19 protein-coding genes are annotated in these 22935 nt (G+C 50.9%); 12 read left to right on the forward strand and 7 right to left on the reverse strand.

Going from position 1 to position 22935, the window contains the following annotated elements; genetic code table 11:
• Window positions 1-66: 66 nt before the first annotated feature.
• Window positions 67-825, reverse strand: a complete 759-nt coding sequence (locus tag ACJ2PR_RS14820; RefSeq protein ID WP_446877559.1) for a ferritin-like domain-containing protein — start codon at window positions 823-825, stop codon at window positions 67-69.
• 178 nt (window positions 826-1003) lie between these two features.
• Between ACJ2PR_RS14820 and ACJ2PR_RS14825 the strand changes: the two genes are divergently transcribed.
• Window positions 1004-2575 carry a bifunctional pantoate--beta-alanine ligase/(d)CMP kinase gene (locus tag ACJ2PR_RS14825; protein WP_446877560.1) on the forward strand — a complete coding sequence of 524 codons (1572 nt, stop codon included), beginning with the start codon at window positions 1004-1006 and terminating at the stop codon, window positions 2573-2575.
• Here the strand turns inward: ACJ2PR_RS14825 and ACJ2PR_RS14830 are convergent.
• On the reverse strand, window positions 2572-3150 hold the full coding sequence (locus ACJ2PR_RS14830; protein ID WP_446877561.1) for a Uma2 family endonuclease: 579 nt from the start codon (window positions 3148-3150) through the stop codon (window positions 2572-2574). The two genes, ACJ2PR_RS14825 and ACJ2PR_RS14830, sit on opposite strands and share 4 nt — an antisense overlap.
• 303 nt (window positions 3151-3453) lie before the next feature.
• Window positions 3454-3828, reverse strand: a complete 375-nt coding sequence (locus tag ACJ2PR_RS14835) for a hypothetical protein (RefSeq protein ID WP_446877562.1) — start codon at window positions 3826-3828, stop codon at window positions 3454-3456.
• 184 nt (window positions 3829-4012) lie between these two features.
• On the opposite strand from ACJ2PR_RS14835, the gene ACJ2PR_RS14840 reads away from it, so the two are divergent.
• The 4 genes from ACJ2PR_RS14840 to ACJ2PR_RS14855 all read left to right on the forward strand — a co-directional run bounded on the left by ACJ2PR_RS14840 (window position 4013) and on the right by ACJ2PR_RS14855 (window position 9044).
• Window positions 4013-4384 (forward strand): hypothetical protein, encoded by a 372-nt coding sequence (locus ACJ2PR_RS14840; RefSeq protein WP_446877563.1) that lies wholly within the window; start codon window positions 4013-4015, stop codon window positions 4382-4384.
• Between the two features lie 11 nt (window positions 4385-4395).
• Window positions 4396-6495 (forward strand): caspase, EACC1-associated type, encoded by a 2100-nt coding sequence (locus ACJ2PR_RS14845; RefSeq protein ID WP_446877564.1) that lies wholly within the window; start codon window positions 4396-4398, stop codon window positions 6493-6495.
• Between the two features lie 205 nt (window positions 6496-6700).
• A complete protein-coding gene (locus ACJ2PR_RS14850) occupies window positions 6701-7726 on the forward strand; it encodes a formamidase (protein WP_446877565.1) in 1026 nt (341 codons plus the stop codon).
• 127 nt (window positions 7727-7853) lie between these two features.
• Window positions 7854-9044, forward strand: coding sequence for a BMP family ABC transporter substrate-binding protein (locus tag ACJ2PR_RS14855; protein ID WP_446877566.1), 1191 nt, complete (start codon window positions 7854-7856; stop codon window positions 9042-9044).
• Between the two features lie 384 nt (window positions 9045-9428).
• Here ACJ2PR_RS14855 and psbH read toward each other — a convergent pair whose 3' ends face one another.
• Window positions 9429-9632, reverse strand: coding sequence for a photosystem II reaction center phosphoprotein PsbH (psbH, locus tag ACJ2PR_RS14860; protein ID WP_446859619.1), 204 nt, complete (start codon window positions 9630-9632; stop codon window positions 9429-9431).
• A gap of 90 nt (window positions 9633-9722) precedes the next feature.
• Here psbH and psbN point away from each other — a divergent pair, with 90 nt between their 5' ends.
• Window positions 9723-9854, forward strand: a complete 132-nt coding sequence (psbN, locus tag ACJ2PR_RS14865; protein ID WP_446859618.1) for a photosystem II reaction center protein PsbN — start codon at window positions 9723-9725, stop codon at window positions 9852-9854.
• A gap of 31 nt (window positions 9855-9885) precedes the next feature.
• Here the strand turns inward: psbN and ACJ2PR_RS14870 are convergent, their stop codons facing one another.
• A complete protein-coding gene (locus tag ACJ2PR_RS14870; RefSeq protein ID WP_446877567.1) occupies window positions 9886-12936 on the reverse strand; it encodes an alpha-mannosidase in 3051 nt (1016 codons plus the stop codon).
• 145 nt (window positions 12937-13081) lie between these two features.
• Here ACJ2PR_RS14870 and ACJ2PR_RS14875 point away from each other — a divergent pair, with 145 nt between their 5' ends.
• The 4 genes from ACJ2PR_RS14875 to ACJ2PR_RS14890 all read left to right on the forward strand — a co-directional run bounded on the left by ACJ2PR_RS14875 (window position 13082) and on the right by ACJ2PR_RS14890 (window position 18051).
• Complete coding sequence (locus ACJ2PR_RS14875; RefSeq protein WP_446877568.1) at window positions 13082-14638, forward strand: hypothetical protein; 1557 nt, start codon at window positions 13082-13084, stop codon at window positions 14636-14638.
• A gap of 88 nt (window positions 14639-14726) precedes the next feature.
• Entirely contained in the window at window positions 14727-14843 is a 117-nt protein-coding gene (locus tag ACJ2PR_RS14880) for a photosystem II reaction center protein I (protein ID WP_446859615.1), read from the forward strand.
• Between the two features lie 107 nt (window positions 14844-14950).
• Window positions 14951-17218 carry a DUF3769 domain-containing protein gene (locus ACJ2PR_RS14885; RefSeq protein ID WP_446877569.1) on the forward strand — a complete coding sequence of 756 codons (2268 nt, stop codon included), beginning with the start codon at window positions 14951-14953 and terminating at the stop codon, window positions 17216-17218.
• A 116-nt stretch (window positions 17219-17334) separates the two neighbouring features.
• Entirely contained in the window at window positions 17335-18051 is a 717-nt protein-coding gene (locus tag ACJ2PR_RS14890; RefSeq protein WP_446877570.1) for a hypothetical protein, read from the forward strand.
• Between the two features lie 373 nt (window positions 18052-18424).
• On the opposite strand, the gene ACJ2PR_RS14895 is transcribed toward ACJ2PR_RS14890, so the two are convergent.
• Window positions 18425-18988: a phycobiliprotein lyase gene (locus ACJ2PR_RS14895; RefSeq protein ID WP_446859612.1), complete on the reverse strand. Its 564-nt coding sequence runs from the start codon at window positions 18986-18988 to the stop codon at window positions 18425-18427.
• A gap of 108 nt (window positions 18989-19096) precedes the next feature.
• On the reverse strand, window positions 19097-21007 hold the full coding sequence (locus ACJ2PR_RS14900) for a DUF1565 domain-containing protein (protein WP_446877571.1): 1911 nt from the start codon (window positions 21005-21007) through the stop codon (window positions 19097-19099).
• Between the two features lie 314 nt (window positions 21008-21321).
• On the opposite strand from ACJ2PR_RS14900, the gene ACJ2PR_RS14905 reads away from it, so the two are divergent.
• Window positions 21322-22425, forward strand: a complete 1104-nt coding sequence (locus ACJ2PR_RS14905; RefSeq protein WP_446877572.1) for a thiamine phosphate synthase — start codon at window positions 21322-21324, stop codon at window positions 22423-22425.
• Window positions 22426-22452: 27 nt separating this feature from the next.
• Window positions 22453-22659 carry a sulfur carrier protein ThiS gene (gene thiS / locus ACJ2PR_RS14910; RefSeq protein ID WP_446859609.1) on the forward strand — a complete coding sequence of 69 codons (207 nt, stop codon included), beginning with the start codon at window positions 22453-22455 and terminating at the stop codon, window positions 22657-22659.
• The last annotated feature ends 276 nt before the right edge of the window (window positions 22660-22935 follow it).

The raw sequence follows: 22935 nt of genomic DNA on the forward strand, positions 1-22935 counted from the left end.
TCTGTCTTCTGTCTTCTGTCTTCTGTCTTCTGTCTTCTGTCTTCTGTCTTCTGTCTTCTGTCCCCTCTACGCTGCCACTTTTTCTGGCTCTTGACGCTCCATCTCTACGGGTGCGCCTTCTTGCACCATCGAGGGCATCTTGCCAGCCTTTTGAATGAAGTTGCTCACCATAGCTATCATGGCGTTGACTTTGCGGGTGCGCCATTCGTCGATCGTCGTTTGAGTCGCGCTTTCACCGAGGTAGCGTTCCATTGCTTCGCGTAGATAAGCCGCGTGGCCAGTTTCGTCTTGGGCGATGCTGATCATGCCCTTTTTGAGATTGGCGCTGCGAGGTTCGTCTTCGGGCAAAGTGTTAGCCATCCGCAAAAAGTCTTGACTCGCATCCAATTCCAGAATGTAGGTACTGCCAAAGAATACAGTCCAGGGAATGTTGGCGGGCTTGAGATCGTCTTGCGAGTAGCCTTCAAAGTAAGCGCCAAAGAAAGGACTTTGTTTGCGCTCATCGGGTCTGCCATCGACCACTTTTTGCGGCATCTTCTTGAAATCGATCACCTGTTTATTCAATTGTTTGAGGGCGTGAGCAAAGATCTGTCCGTGACGACGCTCATCCGCCGCGTGTCGATCGAGCCGTTCGGCGAGCCAGTCATTGCCTTCTGATTGAGCACGATCGCGCAAGGCTTCCAAAAAGGGAACTGAGCCAGACTCCGCTAATTGAAACGCTGCCAAAACGTCAGGTCGCGTCTGCAAATCGCGCATACTCCGAGCCGAAATGTAAGCCGTTGCCCCAGATCCAACAATGTGCAGAATTTGAGTGAAAAAGTTCATAAAGTTTTATAACCCCTACTTCCTGGAATTCTAACGCTTCAACGCAAACAGAGGCTTCTTTCCTCCCTCCTCCCTCCTCCCTCATCCCTCCTCCTTCATTCTTTCTCAATGCCACCTCTAAAGCGAATTCTATACACTTAAGTAAAGTTACAAAGCGAGATCATTCTGGGGGTTTCTGGTGCGCTTGTTTACGACTGTTGCGGCACTTCGTTGTTTTTTGGATCTCAGCCGTGGCAAACAGCCCCGATCGGATGAGTTTACAGAGATTTTGTCGGGCAATCCGGCGCTGACGATCGGGTTAGTTCCGACAATGGGCGCTTTGCATGTCGGGCATTTGAGCCTGATTCAACGAGCGAGACGAGAAAACAAAATTGTCGTCGTGACGATTTTTGTCAATCCGCTTCAGTTTGGCCCTCATGAAGATTTTGATCGCTACCCGCGCACGCTAGAAGCCGATCGCCAACTCTGTGAACAGGCGGGCGTGGATGTTGTTTTTGCGCCGACTCTGCAAGAGATTGGAGTCAGTCGTTTGCAACCTACTCAAGTGATGCCACCGCCGTCGATGCTGTCAGTGATGTGTGGTGTGTTTCGGCCGGGGCACTTTGAAGGAGTGGCGACAATTGTGACAAAATTCTTAAACTTAGTGCAGCCCGATCGCGCTTATTTTGGTCAAAAAGATGCCCAGCAGTTGGCGATTATTCAGCGATTGGTGGCCGATTTGAATTTGCCTGTTCAAATAGTGCCCTGCGAAATTGTTCGAGAATTGAGTGGTTTGGCGCTGAGTTCCCGGAATCAGTATTTGAGTTTAGAAGAAAGGAACCAAGCAACCGCCTTATATCGAGGACTCTCTCAAGCCGAGAAAGCTTTTCGATCTGGGGAGCGGTTGAGTGCTAATTTAATTCAGGCAGTTAAGACAGAACTGGAGAAAGTACCCGATATGAAGCCCGAATACGTTGAATTGGTCAACCCAACGACTCTTGAACCTTTGAATGAAGTCAAAGACAGAGGGCTGTTGGCGATCGCGGCTCGTCTGGGTACGACACGCTTGATTGACAATATTCGTCTGCAAACTCGTCAACCGATCGTGGCGATCGATGGCCCGGCCGGTGCCGGAAAGTCCACCGTTGTCAAACTGGTCGCTCAGGCGTTGGGCTTGCTCTATCTAGACACGGGAGCAATGTATCGGGCGTTGACCTGGCTGGTTTTGAAGTCAGAGGTGGCGATCGACGACGAGCCAGAAATTGCCGAGTTGGTGAGCCGCTGCTCGATCGAGTTTGTCAATCAGCCTGATTCCACACGGATTTTGATCAATGGTCAAGATGTCACCGAGGCGATTCGCACTTTGGAAGTGACGGCTCAGGTGTCGGCGATCGCGGCTCAAGCGGCCGTGCGAAAAGTTCTCGTCAGACAACAACAGCAGTTTGGTCAGCGGGGCGGCATCGTCGTCGAAGGTCGTGATATTGGCACCAACGTTTTTCCTGACGCAGAACTCAAGATCTTTTTGACCGCCTCAGTGCAAGAACGAGCCAGACGCAGACAGCAAGACCTCAAAAATCAGGGTAAAGAAGCCATCGATCTCAAACAGCTAGAACAACTGATTGCCGAGCGCGATCGCAAAGACAGCACCCGCACGATTTCACCTTTGAGAAAAGCAGAGGACGCGATCGAACTGCAAACCGATCATCTAAATATTGACGACGTAGTGAAAACGATCGTGTCTCTTTACCAAGAAAAATGCGATCGAGGCTAACCCAAGACTCGCTCCACATCTAGCACACAGCCTGGAAGCACGTCTTCGCCAGAGAGTGTGGTGGGAGAAAGCAGGGTTTGTACAGGCTGCCCTGGGCGATAGATCTTTGCCTGGGGCGTTTGGGGGTCGAGTAGCCAACCGAGTCGCACGCCATTGTCGAGGTATTCCTGCATTTTGGCTTCTAGCGTTTCTAAGGAGCCTGTTTGGGAGCGCAGTTCGATGACGAAATCGGGGGCGATCGGTGGAAACTTCCCTTGCTGTTCGGGGGTGAGGGCATTCCAGCGATCTTTGAGAATCCAGGCGGCATCGGGAGAGCGGTTTGCGCCATTCGGCAGTTTGAATCCGGTTGAAGAATCAAAGCCTACACCAGAGCCGTCTTGTTCTGTCCAAATTCCAAGCTGGGTGGTCAGGCTAAAGTTTCGTTTTCCGGTTTCTCCACCTGTAGGGGACATGATGATCAGTTCTCCTTTTGCGGTGCGCTCAAAGCGGAGGTCGGGATTGTTTTGACACAGGTGATAGAACTGTTCATCGGTGAGGTCGATCGTCGGACGCAAATTGACAATGAGTGCGGTCATGGTCTGCCTCGGTGTGACGCGATGGGTAGCCAAACGTAGCCTAACAAAACGTGAATTCGATAAGAGGTTTTCCGCTTCGCTGTTCACGGCTTCTGCCCCCCAACCCCCCAATTTTGGGGGACTTTCAGGAGGAATTCTGGTTCAAAGTCCCTCACTCGTGGGGGATTTAGGGGGCGTTCCTGGATCTAAAAGCGAAGCGAAGCGTTCATCGAGCTGACGTTAACAAAGTTGTGCGTCGTAGAGCGGGACGATCGCAATTCATGGAGTCAAATGCGATCGCCTGCAAAACTTTAGCTCGAAACTTTAACCAAAACAGTTGCGGTTCAGGACGGTCACGACTTTACCGGGACGACCGATCACAGGCATGGGCTGGCTCCATTCGTCGGGTTGGGCAAAACCGTAGGTGTATTGTTGCAGGATGTAGTCTTCTACGTAGTCGGGCAGTCCGATGACGGCGATCGTCAAAAATCGTGGGTCGGTGTTGCCCACAAGGGTGGGGAAGTCAGAGTTGTAAGACATGGCAGTGTTATCCTCCACTGAGGAGATGGGTGGGTAGTGAATGACCCAAAACCAAAGCCACCCCGATTGCTTTTTTGCATTGCAAGTCAGGGTGGCTAGTGGAGTGATAAACTGCCTTCTAGCCTCCGGACTGCCTCTAACAGTTGGGGGGTTAGTCACTTGTTGCTGTTTCCGGCAGCTTCAGGTGACGCTTTGATCAAGGAATTATTCGGTTATGAGATACGAGACTACTGTATGTCGCGGTTTTTGGCAATAGGCGGCCCAGATTGTTTTTGGGGGCGTGTCACAGCCTTTCTATGGTCAGAGGTTAGAATTCAGTTCAGTAGTCTCACGTACGCCAGCTATGACAGAGCAGATTGAACTGACGATCGATTTCCAAGATTCTACCAAGGCTGAAAAACAAGAAAAACTGACGCAAACGCTCTGGGAGCAGATGAAAAAAATGCCGGGGGTTAAGGTCGATCGCGTGTCTGATCCCAATCCACCAGATGGAAGTCGGGCGATCGGGGCGTTTTTGTGGGGCTTGCTTCAGGCTGAGGTGAGTGTCGAGAGTGTCAAGACGCTGTTTGGTTTTTTGGGCGATCGTTTGGGAGACAAGCCGATCAAGGGCAAAGCTAAGTTTCCGGATGGGCGAGAGTTTGAGTTTGAAGCCAGCAGCCGAGCCGAGCTTTTGGCGGCCGAGGAAACGATCCAACGATTGGCGCAGATCAAGTAGGCAGTGGATCGATGGCAAAAGTTGCTTTGTTGATTGGCGTTAGTGAATATGAACCGGGATTAAATCCTTTGCCTGCGGCGGTTAGAGATGTTGAGGCGATGCAGGAGGTTTTGCGGCATCCAGATTTTGGGATGTTCGACGAGATTATCCTGCTCAAAAATCCCCGATTGTTGGAGATGAGGCAGGCGATCGCAGCGTTGTTTAGCGATCGAGACACGGATGATCTGGTCTTGCTCTACTTTTCGGGGCATGGGGTGACGGATGAATACGGCAAGTTCTTTTTCACCAATCGGGACACTCAAAAAAGAGGCAGACTCGACAAGGCGACGATCGTCGAAGCCAGCTTTGTGCATGGTCTGATGGACGCTTGCGATTCGGAGCGGCAGGTGATCATTTTAGATTGTTGTCACAGTGGGGCGTTTCCTGAAGACTTGAAGGCGCGGGATGTGGGAGGCACGATCGACCTCAAACAACAGTTGGGTGGGCGTGGGCGGATTGTCTTGACTTCTTCGGCTGCGACGGAATATTCCTTTGAGCGAGACGGGGAAGATCTGGCGATTTACACTCGTTATCTGGTGGAGGGCATTCGCACGGGGGCGGCGGATTTGGATGGCGATGGGGCGGTTTCGGTGAATGAACTGCACGATTATGTCAAGGCAAAGGTCAAGAAAGCGGCTCCCGCGATGCAGCCTGAGCGTTATGTGTTTCAAGATGGCGAAAAGATCTTGTTAGCCAAAGCGCCGATTAGTGACCCAAAACGCAACTATCGCAAAGAAGTTCAGAAACGCATCAAAAACGGCAAGCTCTCTAGTTTAACCATTAGAACTTTGAGGGAAATTGCTCGTAAAACAGGGGTGTCAACTGCTGATGCCGAAGAAATTGAAGCCTCTGAACTCAAGCCCTATCAAGAACTTCAACAAAAGCTCGACAACTATCGAGAGGCATTTTTAGAAGCTGTTCAACTTGAATATCCAATTAGTGAAGAAACGAGATCGGAGCTTCAAGACTATCAACAGGTTTTAGGGTTGCGGGATGAGGATGTACAAGCGGTCGAAGCCGCAATCCTGTCAGAGTTATCACTAAATGCTGAATTAGATCAGATTGAGGAAATTGTTTCGTTAGAAATCACACCTCAAACCTCATTAATAACAACAGATTTACCCATACCTTCCTCGGACTGGGAGGTTGCTGAGTATCGAGAATCTTACACTCTTCCCCAAGAAGTAGGCGCGAACTTATCTACGTTTTCCTTCGAGGTGATCACGGTTGATGCTCAGGGTCAGGAATGCGATCGTCGCCCATGTCAAGCCGAATATTTCCAAGAAGCTTTAGGCAACAATGTCTTTCTGGATATGGTTTCCATTCCAGGTGGTTCGTTTCAGATGGGCGCCGCCCAAGCTGAAGCAGAAACACGTTCCACTGAATATCCACAACATCTCGTGAGGATCGCTCCTTTTTATATGGGCAAATTTGCCATTACTCAGGAGCACTGGAAAGCGATCGCCGCTCTGCCCAAAATCAACCAAGACCTCGATCCCAATCCTTCTCACTTCAAAGGAGCGAATCGACCCGTTGAGCAGATTTCCTGGTTTGAAGCGGTGGAGTTTTGCGATCGCCTGAATTGCTTTGTAGAAGGTCGCCTTTCCCAAAAAGTTGCAGGGCTGTATCGCTTACCTAGCGAAGCGGAATGGGAATATGCCTGTCGTGCTGGCACCACAACTCCTTTTCACTTTGGCAAAACAATCTCAACCGATCTGGCGAATTATGACGGAACCAAAATCTATGGCTCTGGGCAAAAAGGGCAGTATCGGCAACAGACAACTGATGTGGGCAGTTTTTCGCCGAATGGATTTGGGCTGTACGACATGCATGGAAACGTTTGGGAATGGTGTGAGGATCATTGGCATGACAACTACAAAGGAGCGCCCCAAAATGATAGTGCCTGGATCTCTAAGGATAAGGATAAGGATGCAAGTCGCATAGTGCGGGGCGGTTCTTGGAACGACGTTCCGTGGGATTGCCGTTCTGCGACTCGCGTCTACAATGGGGCGGGGATTCGCGGCATCAACAGCGGTTTTCGTGTTGTCTGTTCTGCGCCGAGGACTCTTTAGCCCTTTGCCCTCTTGCCCTTTTGCGCTTTACCCTTCTTCTCTTTTGCGCGAAGCGCATCAAAATTTTTGCGTTTCTGACCTGACCCAACAACCTTGTGGAAATCAGAATCTACAGCCGATCCGCCCAACGGTATCCCAAAACACGAATCACACCCAAAAAAACATGATAGAAGCTGACAGCAAACCTGAAAGCTGAGGTCAAATCATGAGCGGATTGGGTGGATTAAACAAATCTCCAAACGGGGTCGTCGTCGGGCTTGTGCAGTTACAGCTTCCCAATGTCGTAACACCTGACGACCTGGCAAAGCAGACCGATCGCATCTGTCATCTCGTCGCCAAAGCTCGCCGCAACATGCCCACAATGGATCTGGTCGTGTTTCCAGAATACGCACTGCACGGGCTGTCGATGGATACCAATCCTGAGATCATGTGTCGGCTAGACGGCCCAGAGGTGCAAGCCTTTCAGCGTGCCTGCCGCGATCACCGAATCTGGGGCTGCTTCTCGATCATGGAATACAATCCCCACGGCAATCCCTACAATAGCGGACTGATCATCGACGACACCGGCGAATTGAAGCTCTACTACCGCAAACTCCATCCCTGGGTGCCTGTCGAACCGTGGGAACCGGGCAATCTGGGAATTCCCGTCTGTGAAGGGCCAAACGGCAGCACGATCGCCCTGATCATCTGTCACGACGGCATGTTTCCAGAGATGGCCAGAGAATGCGCTTACAAAGGGGCAGAAATCATGATTCGTACCGCAGGCTATACGGCTCCGATTCGGCATAGCTGGCAGGTGACCAACCAAACGAATGCGTTTTGTAATTTGATGTACACCGCTTCGGTCTGTATGTGTGGCACCGACGGCACGTTTGACTCGATGGGCGAAGGCATGTTTGTCAACTTTGACGGAACGCCGATCGTCCTGGGCAGTCACCGTCCCGATGAGATCATTACCGCTGAGGTACGTCCCGATTTGGTGCGCGAAGCTCGTCAACACTGGAGCGTTGAGAATAATATCTATCAGTTTGGCCATCGCGGTTATGTAGCAGTCCAGGGCGGCGCACAGGATTGTCCCTACACTTACATGAAGGATTTGGTCAACGGAACCTATCGCCTGCCCTGGGAAGACAACGTAATTCACAAAGATGGTACGTCCTGCGGGTTTGCGGCACCCACGCGATCGTACCGGGGCGAAGAGTTACCTGATCCATCCCTTGCTAGTCGCTGATTTAACGCGAACCCATGAAACGATGCAAAACGAGACGCTAACCTTTCGATCGACTGTATTGGAGAATACAATCTTGGGCAGAAAAACCGTCTTCAATCACTGAAGCATCCGTAGTGAGGAGAGTATTTTGAGTCACGATTATTTACGTAGCCGCCCGTCTCGTCGTCAGGTGATGAGAGGGCTGTTGGCGATCGGAGCCTTTGGCACCACGTCAAAACTGTGGGGTTGTGCGCCTGCTGCTAACAATACTGCAACCAGTCCATCTCCAGGGGCAAGCCCCGCCGCTAAAGAACTGGTCATGGGCTTCATTTATGTCGGCCCCAAGGATGACTTTGGTTATAACCAGGCCCATTCTCTGGGCAAAGAAGGCTTAAAAAGTCTAGATGTCAACACCGTCGATCAAGCCAGCGTTCCCGAAACGACCGAAGTCCAGGAAGCGATGCGAAACATGATCGAGCAAGACAAAGCAACGGTTTTGTTTCCCACGTCGTTTGGCTATTTTGACCCTCACATTCTCAAGCTGGCCGCAGACTATCCCGAAGTGCAGTTTTTTCACTGTGGCGGTCTCTACGATCCCAGCAAGCACCCTAAAAATGTCGGCAGTTACTTTGGCTACATTGACGAAGCGCAATATGTCGCGGGTGTCGTCGCTGGTCACATGAGCAAAACGGGCAAATTGGGGTTTGTAGCCGCCAAACCGATTCCCCAGGTGCTTCGCAATATCAATAGTTTTACGTTGGGCGCACGCAGCATCAAGCCGACGATTACGACTCAGGTTGTTTTTACCGGAGATTGGTCACTGCCCGTCAAGGAAGCCGAAGCCACGAATAGTCTCGTCGATCAAGGAGCCGATGTGATCACCTGTCACGTAGACAGCCCCAGAGTCGTGATCGAGACAGCCGAAAGGCGCGGTGTGTATACGTCGGGCTATCACGCCAACCAATCTTCTCTGGCTCCCAAGGGCTATCTCACGGGCGCAGAATGGGATTGGACAAAGGTCTACACCAACTATGTGACGATAATTCGAGAAGGCAAAACCTTGATGAGTGGGGGCATTCCTCATCTGCTCAGAGGCGGCTACAAAGATGGCTTTGTAAAAATTTCGCCCTATGGCCCCAGTGTGACTGAGGTGGCCAAAAAAGACGCAGAAGCTGCCAGAGCCAAAATGGAAGCCGGAACGCTGGTGATCTACAAAGGCGGACTCAAGGACAACACAGGCAAAACGATCGTTCCAGAAGGCAAAGATTACGAGACGACGGCGATCGAGCTTGAGTCGATGAATTGGCTCGTCGAAGGCGTAGTCGGCAAAACGTCCTGATCAAACCTTCTCCTGCATTTTGAGTCTCCAACACTTCGAGAATGGGCGATCGTCGATCGGTCAGCGTCGAAACTGAGGGTGAGATGAATTAACTTTACGTCAGTTCGATAAACTTTTTCGCTTCGTTGCCAGGGGATTCGCCCCCTAAATCCCCCATTCTGAGGGACTTTGAATCAGCATAATTTCTTTGAACTCTGGAACTTTCTCTGGGTCAAAGTCCCCCAATTTTGGGGGATTTAGGGGGCTGAAGCTGATCGCAACGAAGCGAGTCACTCTCATCGAACTGACGTTAACCTTGCCCATTCTCCAAAATTTGGTCAAAAAAACCCCCGGATAGACCGAGGATGTGAATGCACTAGCAAAATTTCAAACCGAGGCGAAAATCTAGCCGCCCAGACTTCTCCAATCGACGTTGACATCATTGAGAAGCAGCGACGAGTTATAAACTTGCAGGATGATGAGCAGGAAGACCAAGAATAGCGCCATGAAAATTCCCATTACGGGAGTCGTGCCCCATCCCGGAACAACCTTACCGTATTCAGAGTTTAAGGGCTTTAGAATATCTCCCAACCGAGTCCGCTGTGCCATAGCTCCCCTTACTTAATTGATTGTTTCGATAGAATGTGTAAATTCTTTGTAATAGTATAGAGGAATCCTTCTCATAATTTGAATCTGACTATGGAACCCGCAATAGCTCTTAACATTTCGATCTGTGCTGCGATCGTCAGTCTCACCGGATACGCCATCTACACTGCCTTTGGCCCCCCCGCTAAAGAGTTGGATGACCCGTTTGAGGATCATGAAGACTAATTAAGTTTGATGTCGATCGATCAACGGCTTCTCATTCCCTGTCTCCCTTTTGAGATGTCTTGACTGAGAAGCTTTTGATTTTCCAGGGTTCGATTGGGTTTGAATCGGGTGAAACAAACTCCTCTAAAAGCGTTACTTCGTTAAAGATTGTCAGACCCAAATCACTGTGTAAATTCAGTTCTGCGGGTTGTCCGTGACATTCATAGCACCGGAGGATGTATTCTTCTGGGTTCGCTTCAGACTGCTTGAATGCGCTGAGAATTAGATTTTTGGATTGGAGATTTAGAAGCGACGCGATCGCCGCCAGGGTGCCGTCTGGATTAGAACGATCAAGCTTCAAAACGGTCAACGGTTGGTTGAGTTCTCGGCTTTGGCGATCGGTTTGGGCGATTTGCCAGTTGCCAGCGTGGGGATAGAGGGCGTAGGTGAAGGTGTGCAGTCCCAAGTCGGCTTCTGGATCAGGAAATTCTGAACCGCGCAGCAGCGTCAGGCGAATTTGACCCGGTTGGCAATCGTATCCCTGTTTGCAGTCGCTCAAAACGCTTACGCCGTAATCTGCCTGACTCAAATCAGCCCAGCCGATCGCAGACACTTCCCATTTGGCTTGGTCACGATCGTTCTCTGGTTTCGTCGTCCTTTGAATGGCTCCGCAGGCGATTTCGTAAGTTGCAACGTCAGCGTCCAGATTCAACGGAAAGGCGGCTTTGACTAAGACGTGGCGTTCTTGCCAATCGACCAGCGTAAACATCTTGAGAACAGCAGAATTTGGCTCCAGGCTGTAGCGTTCGTAAAAAACCGATCGCCCGATTTTTCGCTGTAGAGAAATACTGGATTGAAAGCGCTGTTGAGAACCTGCGATCAAAACTAGTTCGGCTGGTGGAAGGGGATGGCTGGCGTAGTTGGGGTCAATATTCCACGCATCCCAGTATTGTCCCTCGTCTCGAAAAGCCTGAAGCTGGTTGCCCTGTCCGTTGAGAACTTCGCGCTGCGCCCCCTTGTCAAACACACTCGATAAGTTGCCTGTTTTGGAGTCGATCGCAACTCGCAAAAACGCATTTTCTAAAACGTAGGGTTCTTTAAGCTGATTTGAAGACGCATTTGTTTCGGAGGGACACAGCCAATAACAGCGATAGCCGATCGCAGGCACCTCTGCCAAAAATGAAGTCAGAGAAAACGTCTTTTGAGGCTGACTATAGCAAATCGATTCAGTTGCAATCTCCTGTCCTTCAAGGGTGTAGATTTGCCAATTTTGGTCGCCTTCTTCAAACAGTGTGACAACTTGAGAATGCTGCCAGTTGAGTGAATTGAACACGACGATCGCTCTCGCTTCAGAGTGAGGCGGTGAGGGTAAAGAAATTTGATTAGCGATCGCTTTCAAGGATTGAAGTTTAATCTCTGAAAGAATACGATCGACTTCTTTCCAGTTTCGGGTAGCATCGACAAAAACTTGAGGAATCGAAGACCCTGGCAAAATGTCGTGAAATTGATTAAATAAAACTTTTTTCCAGGCGATTTCTAGTTCAGCTTTTGGATAGAGTTTTTGGGTAGAAATAGTTGCCAGAGATGCCCATAATTCTGTTTGATAAAGTAATGTTTCGCAGTCACGATTTTGTTTCTTTTGGTCAGCATGAGTTGTGTAGCAGCCGCGATGAAACTCTAGATAAAGTTCGTCAGCCCAGGTATTTTTGGGAGACTCTAAACTTTTTAAATACTTGATTGCGGTCGTGAATTCTAATTTGGGAAAGAAGGGCGATCGCTGCCATCGTTGAGCCACTTCCAACATATCGCGAGTCGGCCCGCCGCCATGATCGCCCACGCCAAACAGCCAAAGTGAGTTCGGTTGTCCTGTTTTCTTAACCCAATCCCAGGTGAAGTTTGCCATTTTGATCGGGTCGATCGCTTCTCCGATCGGTGACGACATCAGACTCTTAACTTGACTTCCATCGGGTGCTTGCCAATTGAACCAATCGTCAGGAAACTGAGTCGTGTCATTCCAGCGAAGTTTTTGCGTGACGAAATAATCAATTCCGGCTTGTTTTAGAAATTGAGGCGTTTGACTGTTAAATCCAAACGTATCAGGAAGCCAAGCAACTCGACAAATTTTGCCAAACTTTTCTTGACAGTAATGCTGACCATATAAGAGGTGACGAGCGATCGATTCTCCAGTAATCAAATTCATCTCTGGCTCGACCCACATGCCGCCAACAACTTCCCATTTTCCGGCTTTGACCTGAGTTTGAATTTGAGCAAAGATTTCGGGTCGATGGTGTTCGATCCAGTCGTATAAAGCAGGCGTTGTATGACAAAACGTTAGCTCAGGAAAGTCTCTTTGTAGGTCGAGAACTGAAGTAAAGGTACGTTCTGCGGCTTTCCAGGTTTCTTCTACATCCCAAAGCCATGCCATATCTAAATGAGCGTGACCTAACAAAAAGATTGTGTGCTTTTTAATCAGAAAACTGAATGGTAAAAGAGAGTTGCGAAGTGCTTTCAAAGATTCATTAAACTGAACACGATCTTGAATTTTCCAGTCTAAATTAATCTCAATTTGTTCTAGCTCAAACGCATCAATATAGCTTTGAATGACTTCTAACTCATCGGCGACAAATCCTGGATCAATTTCATCGTAATTAGATTCGTAAATTAGGCGCGATCGCATCAATGCCCCATCATCATGACCCGGACTCACTAACCGAATCGCCACTTCTACCGCCGTTCTTGGCACCACCTGACCCAAAACCACCCGCGCCGAATGGTCAAACAAATCGCCTTCCTGGACAAGCTGACCATTGACATACACCTCCGCAACTTCTGCCCACCAGGTCAACGCCAACCGCACTGTCAAACCCTCTAGCGGATAATGCTTCAAATGCTCCGGCCAAACGAACTTCTGATAAAGCCAAACAACTTGGCGACCTTTTGACCAGGCAACGTGACCTTTGGCGTTCAGGTCGGCGATCGCTCCACCTATTTCACTTGTCGGCAAACGATCGTCAAAGCAGCAGCGCCACTGAGACTGCACATCTACCTGAGTCAACTGGCGAAGTCGAGAAATCGTATCCAAAATCAGCGCAGAATCAGCCATGACACACTCGAAAGAAACGATCGCTCACAGTAGACTAACAGAGACGGACTTTAGACGATAAACTTGGGACGATCGCCTTTCTCAAAAGGATTGGGTCTAGAGCCACAGAATCGCTACACCGACGTTCATCCGTCCTTCTGAGTCTATGTCTTCCTCCTCTGGTCGCTTTCAAAGTCATCTGTTTAATTTTGTCGCCCGACAGACCCAAAAGCTGGTAGACAAAACCACAACCGCCTTGCGACACACCAAAGTGGCGTTGATTTGGACAACCCAAATCTTGCTCTACCCCGTCTATGCGGTGTTTCAATCGACTCGCCTGCTCGGACAGCAAATCGGGCAAACCGTCCAGCGATCTCTTCGAGTTGCCCGCAAGGGGTCGTTTCTCCAACTCACCCAGACGACAGAAACCGAATCAGAACTGGCCTCAGACACCCCCATTCAGCGAGTTCTCAGCGCAATTCAACTCACCGAAGCTGACAAAGAACCAGAAACCGAAGCTATCCAACTTAGTTTTTTTCAACGTTTTTTTCAACGTGCGATCTCTTTGAGTTACCCGCAAGGGGTCGCCCGCTTCAAGCCACACCCCACTTCACGCCTCAGTCCTCACGCCTCAGTCCTCACGCCTTCTCCCCCCTGTCCCCTCCAAGGCATCGCCTCGCTAATCCCCACTGGCAAGCTAGTTTTGGTGACGACAGACAATCAGATCATGGACATTCTGACGATCGAGCAGCAAGAAAGCCTGCGTCAGCGCATCATCTGGGAAATGGCCAACTATTGGCGTTACTGTCGGCAAAGCGTTTTGAATTCAACCGCTTCGCTGGCGATCGTTGATCGACCCAATTCTCTCCCTCCAGTGCGGATTTTTCATCAGCTAATGAGTTGGGTGCAAAGTAGTCCAGTGGCGATCGCGACCAATCTGTTTCAAGAATCTGCTCTGGTTGAGCAACCTTCGGAGTTAGCCTGGTTTAGTCCAGACGTGAGCCTGACGTTTCACGTTGCCCCGATGCCGCTCACAGTGCCAACGACACAAGATTTCAAAACGCTAATTCGACAACTTCCTACCTTGGGCGATGTAGAAGCATTGATTTGGGCAGCCGTTCACTATTTCTTTGGCAGTCGAGATCATTCTTTGCTCTCTTCGAGATACCCGCAGAGGGTTGCTCCTACCGACGCTGACCCGTGGCTTACCTCGTCTGAAATATTTGGAAACACCACGTCAGCTTTGCAGGGTGAGACGAATTTCCAGAAACAATCTAGAGAGCAGATGGCTCGCTCTTTCCGTCCGACTGCCCATCTGGGTGCCCAGGTGAGTGCTCAAGAAATTCAGCCGGGTGATTCTGCAACGTTAGCCTTACCCTTTCAGCAAAAAGTTCAGTTTGGGAACGCGCTGCAAAGTTGGATCGATCGCTTTGCCCACAAACCTCCCCGCCGCCCCTCAAACCTCGCCAAGACCCAATCCAACCGCCTCACCTCCACCGCAAAGCCTGGAAAAATCACCCGACGGCCCAACGCCAGCCCCCAGCCTACAACGCCTGACTCAGATCCCACCCTCAAACACACCTCCGACTGGATCGAAACCAAAGCCACCCCCGTCGGCTACGTCAAATCGCCGTTACAGCGGATTCTCGGCTGGCTCGATCGAGGCATGGTGGCGATCGAGTCCGCCCTGATCGCTTTTTGGAGATGGCTCACCCGTCGCTAAGATTTGCGGCCCAGCATCCAGTAAGATAGAAAAACCATCCCGTCCCAACGGAACTTTTTTAGCCCTTCATAATTCTGGAGATATCAGCATGTTGACGCTGAAAGTGGTTGTTTACATTGTGGTTGCATTTTTCGTAGGCTTGTTTTTCTTTGGATTCCTCTCTAACGACCCGTCTCGGAACCCCAAGCGGAGAGATATGGAATAAATCTAGAGAACTGGCCCGTCAGACAAGGAGGCGGTATGATGCTGTCCTCCTTCTCTGTATACTGACGCGGTGTATCTGTCGGGCGTTTCGATCGAGTAGCTTAATGTATGCCTTATCCGGTTCCCCCACCCGAACCGCCATCTCTTGTCGCCCCTTCCAGGCTTGAGCCAGCAGTTCCATCAACCCTTGAGACGGTGCGATCGTTCAAATATCTGCAAAGCAGATCGGGCAACGCGCTCCTCGCTTCGGCCACCGCTCTGGCCAAGCCCTCTCCTCCCGAAACGTTACCTCCAGAGCTTGCAGACCTCCGGGAACCTTCCGATTTGCAGGGTGCCGATGCGTTGGGTGGAACAGTGACGACTGAGGATGCGCCAACTCTTGCTCAACCGCCCGCGCTCCCTGACACTCCCGCTCCTCCTACCAACGCTCCCCCTGCTCCGATCGCGCCTGCTGCCCCCCCACCCGTAGCGCCGCCTCCAACCGTTACCCCTGCACCCGCTCCCATCCCCGTTCAGAAGTTGGGTAGCGAAGGAATTTTAGAACTGAAAGCCGATCGCCAGGACTACGACGTACAGCGACAAATCTTTACCGCAGAAGGCAGGGTGTCTCTCAAGTTTCGAGGCGCGTTGATTACGGGCGATCGCTTTCAGGTGAATTTAGTCAATCGGCTGACCATTGCCGAAGGAAACGTCGTCTTGACCAGGGGCGATCAAACCCTTCGAGGACAACGGTTTCGCTACAACCTGATTCAAGAAGAAGGCACGATCGAGCAGGCGGGTGGAGAGATCTTTCTGCCGACCACTGCGACTGACTTTAATCCCAACCTGCCTACCGACGTGACTTCGGGAACTGTCCCTGGCGGAACGGTGGGCGATCGCGTCTTTGCCAATCAGCCCCAGCAAGTCACCAGTCCTGGAAGTGCCAACCTGATTCTTGGTTCAGGTAGAAACCCCAGTGGGGCGCAGGTTGTCCCCCGCATTGGTGGGCAGGTCAGACGATTGCGCTTTGAGGCGGATCAGATCGAGTTTTATCCCGAAGGATGGCGAGCTAAGAAAGTCAGAATTACCAATGACCCCTTTTCGCCACCAGAGTTAGAGCTAAGAGCAGAAGAAGCCCAACTGAGACGGCTTTCTCCTTTGCGCGATGAAGTGGTGGCTTCTCGTCCTCGTGTGGTCTTCGATCGCGGTTTTTCGCTCCCTCTGTTGCGAAATCGAGTCATTTTAGATCGCAATGAGCGTCAGCCTGCTTTATTTAACTTTGGGTTTGATGCGACCGATCGCGGCGGGTTGTTTATTGAGCGCCAAATCGATGTGCTGCCTCCGGGGGCGGCCCGGTTTACAATTACGCCACAGATTTTGGTGCAGAAGGCGATTACGAATGGGGGCAATCCATTTCGTCCAGAAAACTTTGGCGTAAAGAGCCGATTGACCGTTCCTTTGAGTCCTCGCACGCTGGTTAGAGGCACGGCAGTTCTCACCAGTCTCGATTTGGGCGACGTAGAAGACAATTTGCGGGCAAGTTTGCGGGCCCAACAGCTCGTCGGAACCCACACCCTGAGTTTAGAAGCCAGCTATCGCGATCGCCTGTTTAACAATTCTTTAGGCTTTCAGGATATTCAAAGCAGCATTGGGGCGTTGTTTTTCTCACCCAACATTGTCTTGGGCAACACGGGCATCAATCTCAGCTATCAGGCCGGCTATCAGTTTGTGAATGCAGACACCGATCGCGCCGATCTATTAGAGCCAGTTCGCAAAAATAATCGCATCAGTCTCGGTCGCTTTCAAGGAAGTGCGGCGATCAATCGAGGATTTATTCTCTGGCAGGGCAAAGCGGCTCCCGCAACTCCAGAAGCAGGCTTGCGCTACTCTCCCACCCCAATCACGCCTTATCTTTCGTTGGGTCTAGGTCTGACGGGGGTTGGCAACGCCTACAGCAATGGCGATTATCAGCGAAACCTCAATGCCACTGTGGGAATTTCGGGTCAGATTGGCAACTTTACCAAGCCATTTTTGGACTATACCGCGTTCAACATCACCTACACTCAAGTTTTGCGGGATGGGTTGTCGCCCTTTTTGTTCGATCGCGTGGCGGATGATCGGATTCTCTATGCAGGGATTACTCAGCAGATTTACGGCCCGATTCGCTTTGGCTTTCAGACGGCTTACAATATTCAAACAGGTCGCGAAATTAGTACCGACTACGTGTTGGAATATAGCCGTCGCAGCTACAGTGTATCGGTACGCTACAATCCAATTTTGGAACTGGGGTCGATCGGGCTGCGAATCAGCGACTTTAATTGGTCAGGGGGCAGCGAACCCTTTGAGGGCAGTGGTGTGAGTCCGGTTCAAGGTGGCGTTCAGCGTCTGCCCGAATAGACTTGTGCAGTGGATTTAATCTAAACTCGGTACAGCTTCCCCAGAGATTCCTGATTCTAGGGATACCTCCCTGGCTTTCCTGTCCTTGCGAGGAAGCCTTTCTGTGATGAGGGTTGATGACACAATTGGTAAAAGGTCTTCCAGATGATAAAACCGCGATCGCCCATGCAGCAGATCTGTTAACACACTACAGTTTTGATCTGGGTTATCAAACCGTCAGCCAGCTTACGCAGCAGTGGCTGAAGGAGTTTCCTGCGGGTTGGGTGCGCTGGGCTGTGATTGAGGCGCTCTATCAAGGACGCTACAAAGCGATTTCGGTCGATCAAATTCTCCAGCTTTGGAAGCGACGCAACAATCCCTGCTATCACTTTAACTATGAGTTTGAGCGGCTAGTTTGCAACAAATTCCCCAAAAATTTGAATGCCACAACTTCAGAGCGGCGACAGGTCAAGTCGTCTAGCTTTGTGGTCGAAGTGCCGTTGATCGCTGAGAGTTCCACAGGAATTGAGGAGCCAGAACCTGCCTGGATTGCGCTAGCCGAACAAATCCAATCTGCTCCCGTTGAGGTCAGTCCAGTTACTTTACAAGTCCCGGAGAAGGCAGTTGAGCCGCTTCCAGACATCGCGACCAGTTCTTTAGCCAAGATGGAGACCCTGATCGATCGCGCCAGCTTTGAGCCAACTGCCGATGAGGTGACTAATGGTAATGTTCAAGCCGATGAGCCGCTAGAAGATCATCAACCTCCAATCCATCAATTTACGCCAACCAATGCGGGGTCTGATTTTTACGCCAAACTAAAAGCCGTGGCTGACCAAAATGGCGACAAAGCGTGAGGGAAAGGGGGTTCGTTTGACTTGAACTGGATGAAGTTTTTTCGCTTCGTTGTTCACGGCTTCTGCCCCAACCCCCGATTTTAGGGGACTTTCAGAGAGGAATTCTGGTTCAAAGTCCCTCACTTGTGGGAGATTTAGGGGGCGTTCCTGGATCTAGAAGCGAAGCGTTCCTCGAACTGACGTTAATTTTGGGAGATTTAGAGGCTGTCCGAATTGATATTTACAGTCAAGATTTCGCCGAATTCTCCTCTTTTTGAGAGAGGGGTTGGGGGATCTCTAAGATCTTGAACTTTGAGCGAGGAGAATTCAAACAATCAAGACTCAACGATCGCCAGCACGACATCACTTTACGATCGACTGATCCCCCCAATTCTCAAGAAGAACTGGCCGCGGTGTCGGTCTCACTTTCTTGAGGTTTTGCGCCACCCATGCGGACTTCGGAGCAGAAAGAAGCCATGCTAAAGCCGCCAAATCGTTTGAGAATGCTGTGACGCAACCGCACATTGGGACTCTCAAACCAGAGCCGCTCTTTGGAGTACATGGTTTCGTACTCTGTGATCAAAACGAGTTCGTCATTGCTGCCCATCTCATAGCGTCCCGCAACAGGTGCTTTTTCGGCGTAGCCCATTTCTCGAAGTAGACTGCCTTCATTGGGCTTTTCGGGGTCTGCGATCGGCACCAACACCGTCGAGCCCTCATGCTTTTCTTCGTCCCACTCCATCGTGCCGTCCCAGGTGACGCGGGCCCCACACAGCGCTGTTTCAGGATCGACCTCGTAGAGCGCACAGAGTTGAATCACTGCCGGATCGGTCTTATCGAGCAGTTCGATTTGAAGTTCTGACTTACCGCCTTCTTGTTGCTTAAAAGCCAGATGGTGGCTGGTTCTCAACGAAGACCATTTACCTGCACTCTGGGCAAAAAACTCCACAATATTCATGAATAAGATCCTGTTTTAGCCGTGATTCTAATCACTTTTATTTTAAAGGCAAATGGGTGAGGTGGGAGAAGTGGGGAGTGAGGAGAAGAACTGTTTTGTTTGGGTCGGTTACAGTTGCTCGATCGTTGCTTTGAGACCCTGATTTAACAAGGATTGTAGAAGCTCGTCGGCTTTGGATCGATCGCCAAAAGCTCCCGCCTGCATTAACGTACGACCTCTCAGAGAAACGGGGAAGGCATCGGGAACGATCGCTTTGACCTGAGACTGCTGGCTGTCGCTATCAGCTTCTACAACGACTCGAAAGCGTAAATTTGCGGCTGCACTCAAAGAACTGCCCTGCGATCGCTGTCCAGAGTTGCGCCAAATCGGAACAGACGACATATTGCCCACATTGCCCAGGGGCGCATCTGCACTCGGCACCGGGAGAATGCTTTGACCCGGAGCGACCGCTAGGGTAGACGGCGGATTCACAGCAGGGTTCACATTTGCAGGCGCGGCACTTGATTCGGGGGCAGGAACGGGGATCTCGATCGCGCCGCTCGTCGCTGTTGGACGGCTAAACAACGCAGGTCGCCGTAAAAGGGGCGCTGGAGCCGTCACAGGCGGCGCAATTTGAATCTGAGGAACCGCTTGGGGAGTCGGAGGCGCAACTTGAATTTGAGGAGCCGTCGCCTTGGGAACAGGAAGCCGCCTTAAACTTGTAGCCGCAGGGCGCGAAAAAATAGGCGCTTTGGGAGCCTCTGGCGGACTGACTAAACGCGGTACATTCACCGGAGCGGGCACCGGAATCGCAGCGATCGGAGCAACAGGCGGAGGCGCGCTGACTTTGGGTGACGGACGCGCCACTTCTTGCCCAAACGGAACCGTAGACGCAACGTTTGTCGGCGCAACGGAGATATCTGCCACATTGACCGTTCCTGAAAAATCGAGTTTGCCGTTGGCTTTGGAAGAGAGTTGATTGCCAAAGGCAGCGATCGTTTCACTACTGGTTTTGGCGTTGATATCAAACTGACCGTTGCTGATAAAAGTGTTGTTGCCGGGGTCAGCCGAGGTGCCGAGATTGGGACGAGACTGAGCGATCGCAACGATGCCGTCTCGACTGTTGCTGTCTACCACATTGCCCCGCAAAATCGGTCTGGCCCTGCCCTGGATCACAATGCCGTCTTTGTTTTGTGTGACGCGATTTCCGGTGAGTCGGGGAGCCGCATTTTGGGCGATATTGATGCCAAAGCCTGTTTTCTCAAAAATATTTTCCTGAAGCTCTGGACGCGACGATCCGTAGATCGTGATGCCGTTTGCCCCATTTTGATAGAAATAATTGTTGCGTAAAATAGGAGCGCTGCTGTCGACGACAGAAGCCCCATCATGACCGCTGCCCGTAAACGTGTTGTCAGAAATCACAGGACTCGTCGATTCGACCCATAGCCCATAGCCTTGAGGGTTGGCGTTGGTTACCGTCACTCCGGTCAGCCCGGCTTGATTTGCGCCAACGATCGCCACATTCTGTCGAGCAAAGGTGCGACTGAGAAAAAATCCGCCGCCCTGAATGATGATGCTTTGACCGCGATCGCGTGGCTCTCCTTTAATCGTGGTGCCCGGTTTGAGATAAAGCGGAAAGGTTTCCCCGGTTTTGGCGCTATAGGTTCCCGGAGCCAGCATAATAATGGTGCCCGGTTGCACAACTCGCAGCGCTTGAGTAATGGTTTTAAGGGGTGCCTGTTCGCTACCGCTACCCCTATCATTGCCAGAGGCAGGATTGACAAACAAAACGCTGGTTTGCTGAGAATTTGAGGGGCTTTGAGCAACCGTGACAACGTTAGGAACTTGAGCAACCCCTTGCGGGTAACTCGAAGCGACCCCTTGCGGGTAACTCGAAGAGATCGCTCCCTGCGCCCCAGCAACCACCAGTCCCGAAACGCACAATGCAGACAGGGTAAACATTCCCCACTCAGGGACAAAATCTTGGGTCAGGCAAACAGTGCTGCAACGGCCAGCGCGACGAGTGGGAATCGGACTCACAATTTTTCTCCTAGACACGGCTTCAGGATGACAGTTGAAAAGTAAAGGTGACGACGATTGTGAGATAGGTTAGATTTCAGTCAGCAAAGCCTCAAACTCAACTCCACGCCGACTACTCCCTCATTCTTCACAAGCTTGAAAAACAATCCTTCAATTTTGTCTATAGATTTGTTGAACGTGACAAACGTTACAAAATTTCACAAATAGAATTGGAAGTTGAGTCAAGCATGAGGTCACAACTGGACAAGGCCACTCAAAAAAATCTCCTCGCTCTCCTCTGACTGATACGATTGAAAATTAATGGGTTTGTTCCAATGGGCAATACAGACAGCCGCAGCCAGTTTGCACAACCTGCACTTTACCGGATTCTTGATGCTAACCTCGATCGCGCCCGTGAAGGACTGCGAGTCATCGAAGAATGGTGTCGATTTGGGTTAAATCATTCGCGCCTGACCGAGCAGTGTAAGCATTTGCGGCAAACGTTAGCTCAGTGGCACACCTCCGAACTTCGCGCCGCCCGCAACACCCCCGACGACCCCGGTACTGACCTCACCCACCCCCAAGAAGCGTCCCGAAACAGCATTGAGGATGTCCTACAGGTAAACTTCTGTCGCGTCGAAGAAGCCCTGCGGGTCTTAGAAGAGTATGGCAAGGTCTACAGCAGCGAGATGGCGACGGCGGTTAAACAAGTGCGCTATCACGTCTATACAATCGAAAGCAGCCTGATGTCTTACCAAAAGCATCAACGCCTACGGCAATCCCTGTTGTATCTGGTGACGGCTCCTTCTGACAATTTGTTTGCGATCGTGGAGGCGGCGCTACAAGGCGGGCTGACCCTCGTTCAATATCGCGATAAGCAAGCGGATGATGAGATGCGACTGACCACTGCTCAAAAGCTGTGTCAAATCTGTCATGACTATGGGGCGCTATTTATCGTCAACGATCGTCCTGATATTGCCCTGGCTGTCAATGCTGATGGCGTTCACCTCGGACAGCAAGACATTCCTACTGAGTTAGCGCGTCAACTGTTGGGGCCGCAGAAAATTATCGGACGATCGACGACCAATCCTGATGAATTGCACCGCGCCATTGCAGAAGGAGCTGACTACATTGGGGTCGGGCCAGTATACGAAACGCCGACCAAAGCAGGAAAGGCTGCCGCTGGCTTAGAGTATGTGCGCTACGCTGCCGATCATTCTCCGGTGCCGTGGTTTGCGATCGGCGGTATCGACAGTACCAATATTCACGACATTCTCTCAGCCGGGGCACAACGAGCTTCTGTCGTTCGGGCCGTGATGCAAGCCGAGCAGCCAACGCTCGCCACCCAATACTTCTTGGCACAGCTAAATCAGAAAAATCGCATACCGATCGCCCACAACGGACAAACCAGCGAAGATCCTTGGGACAATGGACAGTAGAAACTACAGAAACATTGTTAGCCGTCCATGTCTATCACGCTTCAAGTCAACGGGGAGCTTCACACCTGTCCTCCTCACACTCCGCTTCCCAGCCTACTCGAACAACTCGGACTCAACCCCCGTCTGATCGCCATTGAATACAACGGTGAAATTCTCCATCGCCAATTTTGGACAGAAACTGAGATAGCAGAGGGCGATCGGCTAGAAGTCGTGACGATCGTTGGGGGAGGGTAGAAGGAGGGATGAGGGATGGTGTCGGTAGAAGCTTTTCTTAATTGAGATTTTCTGCTTTGTCGAGTTTACAACCTTTCAAACTCCTTGCTTCCCCGACATTCAACGCCCAAACCTAAAAACTTTTTCATCCCTCATCCCTCATCCCTCCTTATCTATACGGTTAACTCCCCCTTCCAGGCATTTCCAACCCCAGAGGAAGGCGATAAAGTAGAAAAGTAAGCAGGCTTTAGAACTCTTAACAGAACGCTCAGAAATCTGCGAACCGCTCAACCAGCC

It is taken from the genome of Phormidesmis sp. 146-33, assembly GCF_052939515.1.